12 protein-coding genes are annotated in these 13,876 nt (G+C 66.1%); 7 read left to right on the forward strand and 5 right to left on the reverse strand.

Going from position 1 to position 13,876, the window contains the following annotated elements:
- Positions 1-174: 174 nt before the first annotated feature.
- Together SPHI_RS04325 and glnA are read left to right on the forward strand one after the other, a co-directional pair.
- Positions 175-513, forward strand: a complete 339-nt coding sequence (locus SPHI_RS04325; RefSeq protein WP_066777324.1) for a P-II family nitrogen regulator — start codon at positions 175-177, stop codon at positions 511-513.
- 137 nt (positions 514-650) lie between these two features.
- A complete protein-coding gene (gene glnA / locus SPHI_RS04330) occupies positions 651-2,063 on the forward strand; it encodes a type I glutamate--ammonia ligase (RefSeq protein ID WP_076743672.1) in 1,413 nt (470 codons plus the stop codon).
- Positions 2,064-2,520: 457 nt separating this feature from the next.
- On the opposite strand, the gene SPHI_RS04335 is transcribed toward glnA, so the two are convergent.
- The 4 genes from SPHI_RS04335 to hflK all read right to left on the reverse strand — a co-directional run bounded on the left by SPHI_RS04335 (position 2,521) and on the right by hflK (position 7,879).
- Positions 2,521-4,131 (reverse strand): helicase HerA-like domain-containing protein, encoded by a 1,611-nt coding sequence (locus SPHI_RS04335; RefSeq protein WP_076743673.1) that lies wholly within the window; start codon positions 4,129-4,131, stop codon positions 2,521-2,523.
- Positions 4,132-4,251: 120 nt separating this feature from the next.
- Positions 4,252-5,790, reverse strand: coding sequence for a Do family serine endopeptidase (locus tag SPHI_RS04340; protein ID WP_076743934.1), 1,539 nt, complete (start codon positions 5,788-5,790; stop codon positions 4,252-4,254).
- Between the two features lie 113 nt (positions 5,791-5,903).
- Complete coding sequence (gene hflC / locus SPHI_RS04345; RefSeq protein WP_076743674.1) at positions 5,904-6,779, reverse strand: protease modulator HflC; 876 nt, start codon at positions 6,777-6,779, stop codon at positions 5,904-5,906.
- Positions 6,776-7,879 carry a protease modulator HflK gene (gene hflK / locus SPHI_RS04350; protein WP_076743675.1) on the reverse strand — a complete coding sequence of 368 codons (1,104 nt, stop codon included), beginning with the start codon at positions 7,877-7,879 and terminating at the stop codon, positions 6,776-6,778. The genes hflC and hflK overlap by 4 nt, the downstream gene beginning before the upstream one ends.
- A 62-nt stretch (positions 7,880-7,941) precedes the next feature.
- Here hflK and SPHI_RS04355 point away from each other — a divergent pair, with 62 nt between their 5' ends.
- From SPHI_RS04355 to SPHI_RS04365, 3 genes are all read left to right on the forward strand, one after another.
- The gene (locus SPHI_RS04355) at positions 7,942-8,892 is read left to right on the forward strand and encodes an Mrp/NBP35 family ATP-binding protein (RefSeq protein ID WP_076743676.1); all 951 of its coding nucleotides are present in this window, start codon (positions 7,942-7,944) and stop codon (positions 8,890-8,892) included.
- Positions 8,893-8,961: 69 nt separating this feature from the next.
- Positions 8,962-9,411, forward strand: a complete 450-nt coding sequence (locus tag SPHI_RS04360; protein WP_076743677.1) for a CoA-binding protein — start codon at positions 8,962-8,964, stop codon at positions 9,409-9,411.
- Positions 9,412-9,766: 355 nt separating this feature from the next.
- Positions 9,767-11,230, forward strand: coding sequence for an MATE family efflux transporter (locus SPHI_RS04365; RefSeq protein ID WP_076743678.1), 1,464 nt, complete (start codon positions 9,767-9,769; stop codon positions 11,228-11,230).
- 59 nt (positions 11,231-11,289) lie between these two features.
- On the opposite strand, the gene SPHI_RS04370 is transcribed toward SPHI_RS04365, so the two are convergent.
- The gene (locus SPHI_RS04370) at positions 11,290-12,177 is read right to left on the reverse strand and encodes a diacylglycerol/lipid kinase family protein (protein ID WP_076743679.1); all 888 of its coding nucleotides are present in this window, start codon (positions 12,175-12,177) and stop codon (positions 11,290-11,292) included.
- Between the two features lie 78 nt (positions 12,178-12,255).
- Between SPHI_RS04370 and hemB the strand changes: the two genes are divergently transcribed.
- On the forward strand, positions 12,256-13,248 hold the full coding sequence (hemB, locus tag SPHI_RS04375) for a porphobilinogen synthase (protein WP_076743680.1): 993 nt from the start codon (positions 12,256-12,258) through the stop codon (positions 13,246-13,248).
- On the forward strand, positions 13,245-13,766 hold the full coding sequence (locus SPHI_RS04380) for a GNAT family N-acetyltransferase (protein ID WP_076743681.1): 522 nt from the start codon (positions 13,245-13,247) through the stop codon (positions 13,764-13,766). The genes hemB and SPHI_RS04380 overlap by 4 nt, the downstream gene beginning before the upstream one ends.
- Positions 13,767-13,876 lie beyond the last annotated feature (110 nt).

Genomic DNA, 13,876 nt, shown 5'->3' on the forward strand with positions numbered 1-13,876 from the left:
GGGTTTGGCGTGCTGTAAGAACAGGCAATCCGGTGGACGCTGCCCATTATTGAGGCATCCGCAAGCCCGCACGCCTCGTCGAGTCTCTAGCTTGCCCTCTGCGCCCCCGGCTGGCACGTTCGATGCAAGCACCGTTATCGGGGCGAGGGTTCTAACCAGGGTAGGCGTTTTCGCGTGAAGAAGATCGAAGCGATCATCAAGCCGTTCAAGCTCGATGAGGTGAAGGAAGCGCTCCACGAAGTCGGCGTGTCCGGCATCACCGTCACCGAGGCCAAGGGCTTCGGCCGCCAGAAGGGCCATACCGAGCTGTATCGCGGCGCCGAATATGTCGTCGATTTCCTGCCCAAGGTGAAGCTTGAGGTCGTCGTCGAGGACGGCCTGGTCGATCGCGTGGTCGAGGCGATCGCGCAGGCCGCGCAGACCGGCCGCATCGGCGACGGCAAGATCTTCGTCATCCCCGTCGAAACCGCGCTGCGCATCCGCACCGGCGAACGCAACGACGACGCAATCTGAACGCCTAATTTCCCCTCCCGCGTGCGGGAGGGGCTGGGGGAGGGCCTGTCCGCCAACACTCCGCCAAAGACATTCCCTCCCCTAACCCCTCCCGCACGCGGAAGGGGGATTAGAGAGAACAGAAGGAACACGAAGACATGGCAACGACCGCCGCAGACATCATCAACCGCATCAAGGAAGAAGAGATCGAGTGGGTCGATCTCCGCTTCACCGATCCCAAGGGCAAGTGGCAGCACCTCACCATGGTCGCCAGCCTGATGGGCGAGGATGAGTGGACCGACGGCTTGATGTTCGACGGCTCGTCGATCGAAGGCTGGAAAGCGATCAACGAGAGCGACATGATCCTGAAGCCGGATCTGGACGCCATCTACGACGATCCTTTCTCGGCCACCCCGATGCTGATCGTGTTCTGCGACATTCTCGAGCCGTCGACCGGCGAGGGCTATACGCGCGATCCGCGCACCACGGCGAAGCGCGCTGAGGCCTATGTCGCCTCCACTGGCATTGGCGACACCGTGTACGTCGGCCCGGAAGCCGAATTCTTCATGTTCGACAACGTGCAGTTCGACACGAACTACGCCGAATCCTATTTCAAGATCGACGATATCGAGCTGCCGACCAACACTGGCCGCGCCTATGAAGGCGGCAACCTGGCGCACCGCCCGCGCGCCAAGGGCGGCTATTTCCCCGTTGCGCCGGTCGACAGCGCCGTCGACATCCGCGGCGAAATGGTCTCAACCATGATCGAAATGGGCCTGCCCTGCGACAAGCACCACCATGAGGTGGCCGCTGCGCAGCACGAGCTCGGCCTCACCTTCGGCACGCTGACCACCACCGCCGATCGCATGCAGATCTACAAGTACGTCGTGCACCAGGTCGCGCATGCCTATGGCAAGTCGGCGACCTTCATGCCCAAGCCGATCAAGGAAGATAACGGCTCGGGCATGCACACCCACTTCTCGATCTGGGAAAAGGGTAATCCGCTGTTCGCCGGCAACGGCTATGCCGGCCTGTCGGAGACCTGCCTGTATTTCATCGGCGGCATCATCAAGCATGCCAAGGCGATAAACGCCTTCACCAACCCGACCACCAACAGCTACAAGCGGCTGGTGCCCGGTTATGAGGCACCGGTGCTGCTGGCTTATTCCAGCCGCAACCGCTCGGCCTCATGCCGCATCCCATACGGCACGGGCGCGAAGTCGAAGCGCGTCGAGGTGCGTTTCCCCGATGCGATGGCCAACCCCTATCTGGCCTATGCCGCGCTGCTGATGGCCGGCCTCGACGGCATCCAGAACAAGATCCATCCCGGCGACGCGATGGACAAGAACCTGTACGATCTGCCGCCGGCCGAACTGGCCAACGTGCCGACCGTCTGCGCATCGCTTCGCGAGGCGCTCGACAGCCTGCTGGCCGATCACGACTTCCTGTTGAAGGGCGATGTGTTCACCAAGGACCAGATCGAGGCCTATGTCGAACTGAAGTGGAGCGAGGTCGCCCGCTGGGAAATGACTCCGAGCCCGGTCGAGTACGATATGTATTACAGCGCCTGAGCGTGCCGTGCCGGCACGCGGTGCGGCGGCCAAAGGCTCGCCGCACGGGCGTTGTCGGTACGGCCTCGCACAAGCGAGGATCGACGAAGCCTGTCCTGAGCGCCTGCCTTGGCAGGCAGTCGAAGGGCGGCTCCGCCGGGGCGGGATAAAGAAAAGGGCGTCCGCGACAAACCGGGCGCCCTTTTTCTTACTCCGTCATGCCGGGCTGGTCCCGGCATCCAGGGTGCCGCGTAGCCATGCGCCGGGGAGTGTGCGGAGGGCTGGATGCCGGGACCAGCCCGGCATAACGAAACGCGCAACGGCAACGGCACCCACCCATTCACCTCGTCACCCAGGCTTGGTCCGGGGTCCCGCTGCCTTCCGCAGGGGATGCGAGAAGAAGAAGCGGGATCCCGGATCAAGTCCGGGGATGACGTCGTGAATTGGGGCTGCGGCGCTGCTGACGCCAACCGTCTCGTCACCGCCCCCGAAACAACCCCCCAAGCACCCCGCGAAGCACCGACCCCATCAGCCCGCCCGAGGCCTTGCCGCGCCCCGATCCGAACAACTGCTTGCCGATCTCGTTCGCCACCTGCCGCCCGACTGACGATCCCGCCGCGCGCGTCGCCGACGCCACCGCGCGGTTCCATGGTGAGTTCGCCGCCTCGCGCTCCGCCGCCCGCTCCTGCGCGATCCGCTCGCGCTCCGCCTTCGCGGCCGCCTTCGCGCGCACGGCATCGGCACGCGCTGCATCATCAGCCGCCCGCGCCTCCGCGGCGGCGGCGGCCGCCTCTGACGTTCTGGCGCCGAGCATCTCTTCCGCCGACTCGCGATCCACCAGCACGTCGTATTTCGCACCAACTGCGTCGGCCTCCACGATCACCCGCCGTTCTTCGGGCGTCAGCGGCCCGACGCGACTGCCCGGCGAGCGGATCAGGGTACGAGTGACAGGCGAGGGCGCCCCATCGGCCTGGAGCAGCGACACCAGCGCCTCGCCGATCTTCAGCTCGGTGATCGCCGCTGCCACATTCACGTCCGGGCTCGCGCGAAAGGTCTGTGCCGCCGCGCGCACCGCCGCCTGGTCGCGCGGCGTATAGGCGTTGAGCTTGTGCTGGATGCGATTGTTCAGCTGTCCCGCGACGGTATCGGGGATGTCTATCGGGTTCTGGGTGATGAACCAGACACCCACGCCTTTGGAGCGGATCAGCCGCACGACCTGCTCGATCTTGTCGATCAACGCCTCGGGCGCATCGTCGAACAGCAGATGCGCCTCGTCGAAGAAGAAGCACAGCACCGGCCGATCGGGATCGCCGATCTCGGGCAAGGTCTCGAATAGCTCGGACAGGAGCCAAAGGAGGAAGCTGGCGTAAAGCTTGGGAGCCGCCATCAACTTATCCGCGGCAAGCACGTTCACCAAACCGCGTCCGCGCTCGTCACTACGAATGAAGTCGGCAAGATCGAGCGCCGGCTCGCCGAAGAAGCGGTCACCGCCCTGGCCGCGCAGTTGAAGCAAGGCGCGCTGAATCGCGCCCACCGACTGCTTGGAAACGTTGCCGTAGCGGGCAGTCAGCTCACTCGCCCGCCCGGCGCAATGCGCCAGCATCGCCTGCAGATCGTCAAGGTCGAGCAGCAGGAGCCCCTCCTCGTCGGCGAGGTGGAAGGCGATGGTCAGCACGCCCTCCTGCACGTCGTTCAGCCCGAGCAGCCGGGCGAGCATCAACGGCCCCATTTCCGACACGGTGGTGCGGATCGGGTGCCCCTGTTCGCCATACAGGTCCCAGAACTGCACCGGTGTATCGGCATAGCGCCAGTCGCCATCGCCGATCAGCGCCGCGCGCTCGGCGAAGGCGGCGTGCGTCTTGCCTTGCGGCGAGCCTGGCATGGCAAGCCCGGCGAGATCGCCCTTCACGTCCGCCACGAAGCAGGGCACGCCCGCGGCGGAAAAGCCCTCAATCACGCCCTGCACCGTCACCGTCTTGCCGGTGCCGGTCGCCCCCGCGATCAGCCCGTGGCGATTGGCGCGCCTGAGATCTAGAAACTGCGGGTGCGCGCCGCCAGTGTCAGCGCCGATGAAGAGATTGCCGTCCATGCTGCTACCTTAAGCCGCCTTAAGGCCCCGCCACCATCCGCCACGCGCGGCCGCGAGCAAAAAAGAAAAGGGACCTCGCGCCGTGCGCGAGGCCCCTTCGCCTTGACCGGTGAACGGGCGTTACTTGATCTTCACCGCGATGAACCCGGCCGGATTGCGACCGCGCACTACCGAGAGCAGCACTTGCGGACGACCCGCGGCCTTGGCCGCCTGTACCGCCCGCGCCACATCAGTGGCGGCACGCGCCGGCACCGAGTTGACGGATACGATCACGTCCCCACGGCGTAGCTTCCGCCCAGCATCGCTCGCCGGATCGACCGCCGCGACCACTACGCCCTGCACCGTCGAATCGACGCCGACCTGGCGAGCGATCGCCGGGGTGAGCGGCTGCACCGTCACACCGATGCCGTTCGCCGTGGGTGCCGCATCTTCGGCCGAATCATCGTCGCCGAAGCTCTCGCCATCACCGCCGAGCTGCTGTGCGAGTTGCTCCTCAGCCGGGCGCACCGTCGTTGTCACGGTAACGGTGGTGGGCTTGCCGTCACGGATCACGTCGAGCCGCGCCTGCTGGCCGGGCGCCACATTGGCGACCAGGTATGACAAGGTTGTCTCAGGCGTCACCTGCTTGCCATTGACCCGGGTTACCACGTCACCAGCGCGGAGCCCGCCCTTCGCGGCGGGGCCACCCGGCTCGGCACGCGCGATGATCTCGCCCGAATTCTTCGGCAGGTTGAGCGCTGCGGCAATGTCGTCGGTCAGCGGCTGAATCGCGACGCCGATATAGCCGCGCTGGACGGTTTTGCCCTTCATCAACGTGTCGATGATCGGCTTGGCGTCCTCCGCCGGAATGGCGAAGCCAATGCCGATGTTGCCGCCCGACTGCGAGAAGATCTGGCTGTTGATGCCGATCACTTCGCCCTTCAGGTTGAACATCGGGCCGCCCGAATTGCCCTGGTTGATCGAGGCGTCGGTCTGGATGAAGCGATCATTGGCGCCGCCCTGGCCTGTCACACGATGCACCGCCGAGACGATGCCGGCGGTTACGGTGCCGCCCAGGCCGAACGGGTTGCCGATTGCGACCACCCAGTCGCCGACCCGCGCGCCCTCCGAATCGCCGAACCTCACATACGGCAGCGGGGTGGGCGAGTTGATCTTGAGCAGCGCAAGGTCAGACGCGGCGTCGCGGCCGACCAGCTTCGCCACATATTCCTTGCGATCGGGCAAAGTGACCCGGATCGCCTCCACCGTCGCGCGGCTGTTGCCCGGTGCGACGACGTGGTTGTTGGTGACGACATAGCCGTCCGGCGAGATGATGAAGCCCGAGCCCAGCGACTGCGCCTCGCGGGTGATCGGCGCGCCATTCTGCCCACCGCCGCGGCCGCCGAATTGGCCGAACAGCTCGGCAAAGGGCGTGCCGGCGAACGGATTGGCTGGCTGCGCCACCGTGACCTTCTGGTCGGTGGAGATGTTGACCACCGCCGGCTGCAGCTTCGCCACCATGTCGGCGAAGCTCATCGGCGCGCCGGCGCGCGGCGCGGATGCCTGCATGGAACCGGGCTCGTTTTGCGCGCTTTGCGCAGTTGCCGGGTTCTGCAACGCGAGCGAGGCGGCGGTGCCGCCGAGAAGTAGGGCGCCAGTGAGGGCGTAGGCGTAACGCACGATCGTCATGTTCCTCTCGTTTGGCCGGGGTCAGCCGAACCGGGCGATGATGCCGCTAAATCGATGAACGGCATTTGAATACGCAACGATCCGGCCGCATTCCCGTTGCAAGGCTAGCGGTTGCCGTTGAACTCCCGCAGATAGGCATTGTCGCGGCTCATGATGATGCTGGTCGATCCTTCCGGCCGCGGCCCGCCGTCGGCGCCGAACGTGGTCCGGTACGACTGCATCGCGCGGTAGAAATCGTAGAAGCTCGGATCCTTGCTGAATGCTTCGGCATAGATCCGGGCGGCGTTGGCGTCTGCTTCGGCGCGCACGATCTGCGCCTGCTTCTGCCCCTGCGCCCGGATTGTGTTCGCTTCCTGCTGGCGCGCGGTGCGCATCCGCTGCAACGCGCTGTCCAGCGGGCTGCCGTCAGGCAGGTCGGCGTGCTTGATGCGCACATCCACGATGGTGGCGCCATATTGGCGCGCATCCCGCTCCAGCGAATTCTGGATCGCTTCCATCACCTGGCTCCGCTCGGGGCTGAGCAACGTTGCGAAGCGCACCTTACCAAGCTCGTTGCGCAGCGCAGTGCCGAGCAGCGGGCGAAGCTGATCGGCCACGCGCTCCTCTGTGTTGGACGTGCTGCCCGTGGAGGTCACGGCGCGAAGCGGATCGGTGATGCGGAACCGGGCAAATGCATCGACATTCAGCCGCAGTTGGTCGGTCGAGAGCACCAGCGTATTGTTGAGATCGGCGTCGAGCACGCGCTTGTCGACCCACACGATCTTGTCAATGAACGGGATTCGGGCGATCAGCCCGGCGCCCGTGCGGCCGACCACTTGCCCGGGCTGATATTGGTTCACCGGCGAACCGACCGGATTGTTGAGGCGGAGAATGACCGCCTGCTTGGTCTCGGGCACGATCGCGAAGGTGGCGGCGCTGAGGATCACCGCGCCAAGCGCGGCAAAGCCCACAACGACAGGATTACGGATCACCGGGTTCATCGGCTGCCTCCCTGCTGCGGCTGGGCAGGCTGGGCGTTCGGCTCTTCAAGCCGGCGCGCGCGGTCGAGCGGCAGCAGCGGCGCGACCCCTGGGGTCTCCACGATGGTCTTGTCAGTCTTGGCCAGCACGGCCTCCATGGTCTCGTAATACATGCGGCGGCGAGTCACCTCGGGGGCAAGGCGATATTGTTCGTACACCTTGTCGAATGACGCGGCCTCACCTTGCGCACGGGCGACCACTTGCTGCGAATAGCTGCGCGCATTGTTGAGATTGCCCACTGCTTCCTGCTGGGCAGCAGTTACCGCGTTAAAATCGTCGATCAGGCTGGCAGGCGCTGCCGCTTGCTTGATCGATATGCCCTGCACGCGCACGCCGGCCCGATAATCGTTCAGGATCTGCTGCATCATCTGCGCGACTTGCGCCTCGATGGTGGTACGGCCGGCACCAATCGCTTCGTTCAGCGTCGTCGTCGCCAGCACGGCGCGCATCGCGCTTTCGGCGGTGGCACGCACTGTTTCGGTCGGGTCCTTGATCTCGAACACGAAATCGCGCGGATTATCGACGCGCCAGCGCACGGTATAGGCAAGGTCCAGAATATTCTGGTCGCCGGTCAGCACGGTGTCGCTGCCGTCGCGCGGGAATTCGTCCACCCGCACTGCTTCCACGTCGACCTTCTGCACCGCAACAAGCGGCGCCGGAAGGGTGAGCCGGATCCCCGGATCGAGCATGCCCGAATATCGCCCGAGGAAGGTAACCACGCCGCGCTGCTGCGGCCCGATCTGGTGAAAGGAGGTGAAGATCAACCACACGGCGACGATCAGCGCCGCGCCGATCAGCCAAAGAACGCGCGGATTGGCGCCCAGCGGCAACTGCGGCCCACCGCCGCCGCCCGATCCGCCGCCACGCGCGCGCTTCAGGAAATCGTCCAGCGCGGTCGGCTTCGGGGCGCCCTTGCGCCCGCCAGGCGGCACTGACCAGGGATTGCGCGGCCCGCTACCCCCACCATTATTATCGTCACCGCCACCGTTGCCCCACGGGCCATTGGAGGAATCGTTCAACAGGATCGATGGTCGGCGCAGCCACGATGGCAAATTGGTCATGCTGGCCTTTATAGGTGTCTTGCCCTCGAAAAACAGTGCCCACCCGCGTATCGAGCGTCGCCATGGACGAGAATGAGATCAAGCAGGCCGTCGCGGCCGTCGCCGGCGCGCGCGCCACGGTGCGGATCGAGGGCGATCGCGCCGGCGTGGTGCTCGACGCCACCGGGCTCGACGCCAAGGCCCGCGACGCGATGGAGGCGGCGGTGCGCATGGCCGCCGGACCGGGGGCACGCGTGGTGGTGACGGCGGAACGCGCCAACCGCCGGCTGATCGCGGTGGCGAGCGGGAAGGGCGGGGTCGGCAAATCGACGCTGGCCGCCAACCTCGCCATCGCGCTCAGTCATGAAGGGCGGCGCGTCGGACTGGTCGATGCCGATATCTACGGCCCGTCGCAGCCGCGGCTGATGGCCGCCGAGGGCCAGCGCCCGCAGGCCAAGGACAAGGTGCTGATTCCCGTGCCGACGCCTTATGGCGTGCCGATGCTGTCGATGGGCCAACTGATCGAGCCCGGCAAGGCGATCGCCTGGCGCGGGCCGATGGCGGCGGGCGCGCTGGGGCAGTTGGTAGAGGCCGATTGGGGCGCGGCGGATACGTTGGTGCTCGATCTGCCGCCCGGCACCGGCGACGTCCAGCTCACCATGATCCAGAAATATCGGCCGGCCGGCGCGGTGATCGTCTCCACGCCGCAGGATCTGGCGCTGATCGATGCCACCCGCGCGATCGATTTGTTCAACAAGGCCGGGATCCCGATCATCGGCCTTGTGGAGAACATGGCCGGCTATGCCTGCCCGCATTGCGGCGAAGTCTCCGATCCCTTCGGTCAGGGCGGCGCGGAGGCGGCTGCGCGCGATCTCGGCGTGCCGTTCCTCGGCCGCGTGCCGCTGGCGATCGACATCCGTACGGCGTCCGACGCGGGCGTGCCCCCGGCGACTGATCCCGCAGACACCGTCTTCCGCCCGCTTGCCCGGGCGGTTGCTGGCTGGCTGGAAACCGGCGGGGCGGGTGCGCGTTAGTCAGATACCGGTCGTGCCGCATGCATCTTGGCGGCGGCACGAGCGGACCATCGTCGAAAGGCCCCTCCCATGCCGCTGACCGCCGACGCCGACATCAAGGCGCTGCTCGAGGAAACCCGCACCATCGCGTTGGTCGGCGCTTCCGACCGACCCGATCGGCCCAGCTATGGCGTGATGAAGCGGCTGCAGGACCACGGCTATCGCGTGATCCCCGTCAACCCGCAGATCACGGGCGAGCACGTCCACGGCGAATATGTCTTCCGCGAGTTGTCGCAGATTGGCGAGCCGATCGACATGGTCGACATCTTCCGCCGCTCCGAAGCGGCTGGCGACGCGGTGGACGAGGCGATCGCGGCCGGCGCGAAGTCGGTTTGGCTGCAACTGGGCGTGATAAACCAGCAAGCCGCCGCCCGCGCCGAAGCCGCTGGCCTGAAGGTGGTGATGGACCGCTGTCCCGCGATCGACATCCCCCGGCTAGGCGTCGCGCGGATCGAGAAGCAGCAGTCGCCGCTTCAATAAGCGTCATGCTGAACTCGTTTCAGCATCCACCGCGCCCCAAGCCGTGGCCTGAGGGGCCGAGGCGTGAACCCTGAAATAAGTTCAGAGTGACGGGTTAGAGAGGCGCCACCCATATCCTCCCCGTGCGGGGAGGATAAACGCCCCAAATCCTGTCCTACACCATGCCTTTCATGGCATCGCTCACCCCCATGATCGCGCGCCCACGAATGTTGAGAGATACCTCGCCAGCGCCTCAACTTTCTCAACATTCGCGCCAACAGTGGACACGAAATCCCGCTTGTCCACCCGCCCCGCGTGCCGCATGGACGAACGGTGACCGGAACGAAGCCGGCGCAAAGGGGTAGGAGGGGGCGACATGGAAGAACCGATCGCCCACGCGCCTGCCCGATCCGGCCAGCGCGATCTCACCACCGGCCCCATCGGCTCCGCTTTGCTGATGTTCGCGCTGCCGACCTTGGCCTCCAACGTCCTGCAATCGCTCAACACCTCGATCAATGCGATCTGGGTTGGCCGCTTCCTCGGCGAAGGCGCGCTGGCGGCAACGTCCAACGCGCATATCATCATGTTCCTGATGTTCGGCGCGGTGTTCGGGTTCGGCATGGCGGCGACGATCATCGTCGGCCAGAGCTGGGGCCGGCGTGACGTGGATGCGGCGAGGCGCGCGTTCGGATCGGCGATCGGGCTGGTGCTGGTCGGGTCGGTGATCGTGGGCGTGCTCGGCTGGATCTTCGCGCCGCAGATCCTCGTCGCCCTGGCCACGCCGCCCGACGCATTCACGCCCGCCGTCGACTATCTGCGGGTGATCTTCCTGTCGCTGCCGCCGTCGATGCTGCTCGTCCTCATGTTCATGGGGCTGCGCGGCACTGGCGACTCGGTCACGCCCTTGTGGTTCATGGGGCTGGCGGTGCTGGTGGATGCGGGCATGAACCCGGTGCTGATCCTCGGTTTGGGTCCGTTCCCGGCTATGGGCATCGGCGGATCGGCCGCCGCGACCCTGCTCGCGAACATCGTCGCGCTCGCGGCACTGGCTGCGTGGATCGCGTGGCGCGATCTGCCGCTGCGGCTGAAGGGCGCGGAATGGCGCTACATCCTGCCCGAGCCGGCGCTGGTCCGCACGATCCTGGGCAAGGGGCTGCCGATCGGCGCGCAGATGCTGGTACTGTCCACCTCCGCGCTGGCGATGGTCGGCCTGGTCAACCGCAACGGCATCGATACGGTGGCAGCCTACGGCATCGTCCAGCAGCTCTGGGGCTACGTACAGATGCCGGCCATGGCGGTCGGCGCGGCGGTGTCGGCCATGGCCGCGCAGAACATCGGCGCCGGTCGCTGGGATCGCGTCACCCGGATCACGCGCGCGGGGCTGTTCTACAATGTGGCGATCACCGGTGTCGTCGTGGCGCTGGTGCTGGTGTTCGACCGCGCGATCATCGGCCTGTTCATTCCGGGCGGCAGCCCCGCGCTGCCGATCGCGGAGAACATCAACCTGCTCGCCACCTGGGGCTTCATCCTGTTCGGCGGCACCATGGTGCTGTTCGGCGTGGTACGCGCCAATGGTGCGGTCTGGGGTCCGCTCGCGATCCTGACGATCGCCATGTTCCCGGTGCGGCTGGGCGTCGCCTATGCCTTGCTGCCAATGCTCGGCGCAGATGCACTCTGGTGGAGCTTCCCAGTCGGATCGGCCGCAAACGTTGCGCTGGCGGCGCTTTACTACCGCTACGGCAAATGGCGCGAGGGCGGTCTGCTAGTGCCCGAGGAGCATTGCGACGAGCGCAGCCATGCCGATATCGAGCCAGCAGGCGGGTTGAAGCCGGCGGCCTGAGCTACGTTCGTCCCGAGCGAAATCGAAGTACAAGACTTTCTCGGGAGGAACGGTGGTCGTCAGGCGTTGTTGCGCGGCACCATCACCCGGATGATCCCCGCTGCGATCTTGGCCCGCACCGGCGTATGCGCCAGCACCTCTCCGTCGATCGAGATGGGCAGGCGCGGCTCGGTATCGATCTTCAAATCGTGACCGGTGAAGGAGATCGTGTCCTGGTGTCGCGCTGCCAGACCAAAGAAATTGGAAAACCAGTTCTTCAGCAGCCGACGCCGGTAATGGCCAGTGACTGCCTGCACCACGATCTGCCCGGAATCGACGGCCGCCTCATCTACCAGCCACGTGCCGCCATGATAGGGGCCGTTGGATATCCGCACCTCCACCACCCGCAGACGCCGCTCTTCCTTGCCGTCATCGACGATCAGGACAAAGGGGGCGAATTTCGCATATTGAACCCCCGCCCAGCCAAGATAGCCGACGCGGCCGAACACCTTCTTGAGGTTGTGCGGCACCGTCTCAGCGATTTGCGGTGAGAGGCCCATGGCGGCGCAATTGGCGAAATAATCGCCGTCGATCATGCCGAGGTCGATGCGCTTGGGCACGCCAGTCGCGAGCACGTCGATCGCTCCGTCCAGATCGAGCGGCAAACCGAGTGTCCGAGCAAAGCTGTTGGCGGTGCCGAGCGGCAGCACGCCCAAGATCACGTCATGCCCGACCAGCAGATCGACCAGCCCGCTCACCGTACCGTCGCCGCCGCCTAGGATGACGAGGTCCGGCTTCTTCGCCAGCGCCCGCTTCACCGTGCGTTCGAGATGTTCCGGCTTTTCCACCGCATGCGCATCGACCGGAAAGGGCAGCGTCTCCAGCCGCTTGCACGCGCGGCGGAACAGCTTTTGCCCCTTGCGCGACTTGGCGTTGACAATCAGCGCGGCGGACTTGATCTCGCTCATGAGGCCCGCAACGCACGAGACGCGGTTTCGCCCCCGTAACGCTTGCGCGTCCGGCGCCACGGGCGCAAGGCACAGCGCATGCACGCTGCCTTTCCCGCGCTCCGCCTCCGCCGCACCCGCGCCGCCGACTGGAGCCGGCGCCTGCATCGCGAAACCACGCTCACCCCGGCGGACCTCATCTGGCCGCTGTTCATCGCGGAAGGAGAGGGGGTCGAGGAGCCGATCGCCAGCTTACCAGGTGTCTCGCGATGGTCGGTGGATCTGATAGTTGCGCAGGCGAAGGGCGCGCACGCGCTCGGCATCCCATGTCTCGCTTTCTTCCCCAACACGCCAGCCTCGCTGCGCAGCGATGACGGGCGTGAGGCACTCAATCCCGACAACCTCATGTGCCGCGCCATTCGTGCGGTGAAAGACGCGGTGCCCGATATCGGCATCCTCACCGACGTGGCGCTTGATCCCTATACCGCGCACGGCCACGATGGGCTGGTCGATGAGGTGGGCTATGTCCTCAATGACGCAACGGTGGAGGTGCTGGTGGGCCAGTCGCTCAACCAGGCCGCGGCAGGCGCCGACATCATCGCGCCGTCGGACATGATGGACGGTCGTATCGGCACGATCCGATCCGCACTGGAAGGGGCGGGGCACAGCAACGTCCAGATCATGGCCTACGCCGCCAAATACGCCAGCGCCTTCTACGGCCCCTTCCGCGACGCGGTGGGCAGCCGCGGGCTGCTGAAGGGCGACAAGAAGACGTACCAAATGGATTACGGCAACGCTGAGGAGGCGCTACGCGAGGTCGCGCTCGACCTCGCCGAGGGGGCCGACAGCGTGATGGTTAAGCCGGGCCTGCCCTATCTCGACATCGCGCGCCGGGTGAAGGAGCGCTTCGCGGTGCCGGTGTTCGCCTATCAGGTGTCGGGCGAATATGCGATGATCGAGGCGGCGGTCGCGGCTGGCGCAGCGGACCGGGACGCGATGGTGCTGGAAACGCTAACCGCCTTCAAGCGCGCCGGCTGTTCGGGCGTGCTGACCTATCATGCGGTACACGCCGCCCGTCTGCTGGCCGCGTGATCGAAACCAACCGCCTGATCCTGCGAAGGCCCGAAGCGGCCGATCGCCCGCCACTCCATGCGATGTGGGCGGATCCAGCCGTCATGGCCGATCTCGGCCCGGTCAAGTCGGTAGCCGACAGTGATGCGACGCTCGCGCGCCACGCCTCATACGCGCCGCTCGGCTTCTGGGCGGTCGTGCATCGTGAAAACGGTAAGACGATCGGCTTTTGCGGGCTGAAGCCGGGCGCCGCCGAGACGCCGATCGCCGGGACGTTGGAAATAGGTTGGATGCTGGCGCAGCCTTATTGGGGCGGCGGTTACGCGCGCGAGGCGGCCGCAGCGAGCCTCGCCTGGGGCTGGGCGAACCGCTGCGAGGAGGCGATCGTCGCCATCACCGCGCGGCAGAACGTAAAGAGCCGCGGGCTGATGGAGCGGCTTGGCATGATGTACGATCCGGCGCTCGACTTCGCTCACCCGCAATTCGCCGCCGATGATCCGCGCCGCGATACGGTCACCTACCGGATCGAACGTCCGTGACTTCAGTCAACCACCGTCATGCGGGGCTTGTCTCGGCATCCACCCACCCGCAATTCCGCCGGCTCGAAGGTACGCAGCCCCGTGGATCTCGGCACGGCGCCGGGATGGCG

Source organism: Sphingomonas jeddahensis (genome assembly GCF_001981525.1).
GTDB classification, from domain to species: Bacteria; Pseudomonadota; Alphaproteobacteria; order Sphingomonadales; family Sphingomonadaceae; genus Sphingomonas; species Sphingomonas jeddahensis.

Excerpts from the sequence above, each read along its gene's own strand:
- glnA (WP_076743672.1), top strand. The coding sequence starts at position 651 with ATGGCAACGACCGCCGCAGACATCATCAACCGCATCAAGGAAGAAGAG.
- SPHI_RS04335 (WP_076743673.1), bottom strand. The coding sequence starts at position 4,131 with ATGGACGGCAATCTCTTCATCGGCGCTGACACTGGCGGCGCGCACCCG.
- hflC (WP_076743674.1), bottom strand. The coding sequence starts at position 6,779 with ATGAACCCGGTGATCCGTAATCCTGTCGTTGTGGGCTTTGCCGCGCTT.
- hflK (WP_076743675.1), bottom strand. The coding sequence starts at position 7,879 with ATGACCAATTTGCCATCGTGGCTGCGCCGACCATCGATCCTGTTGAAC.
- SPHI_RS04355 (WP_076743676.1), top strand. The coding sequence starts at position 7,942 with ATGGACGAGAATGAGATCAAGCAGGCCGTCGCGGCCGTCGCCGGCGCG.
- SPHI_RS04360 (WP_076743677.1), top strand. The coding sequence starts at position 8,962 with ATGCCGCTGACCGCCGACGCCGACATCAAGGCGCTGCTCGAGGAAACC.
- SPHI_RS04365 (WP_076743678.1), top strand. The coding sequence starts at position 9,767 with ATGGAAGAACCGATCGCCCACGCGCCTGCCCGATCCGGCCAGCGCGAT.
- SPHI_RS04370 (WP_076743679.1), bottom strand. The coding sequence starts at position 12,177 with ATGAGCGAGATCAAGTCCGCCGCGCTGATTGTCAACGCCAAGTCGCGC.
- hemB (WP_076743680.1), top strand. The coding sequence starts at position 12,256 with ATGCACGCTGCCTTTCCCGCGCTCCGCCTCCGCCGCACCCGCGCCGCC.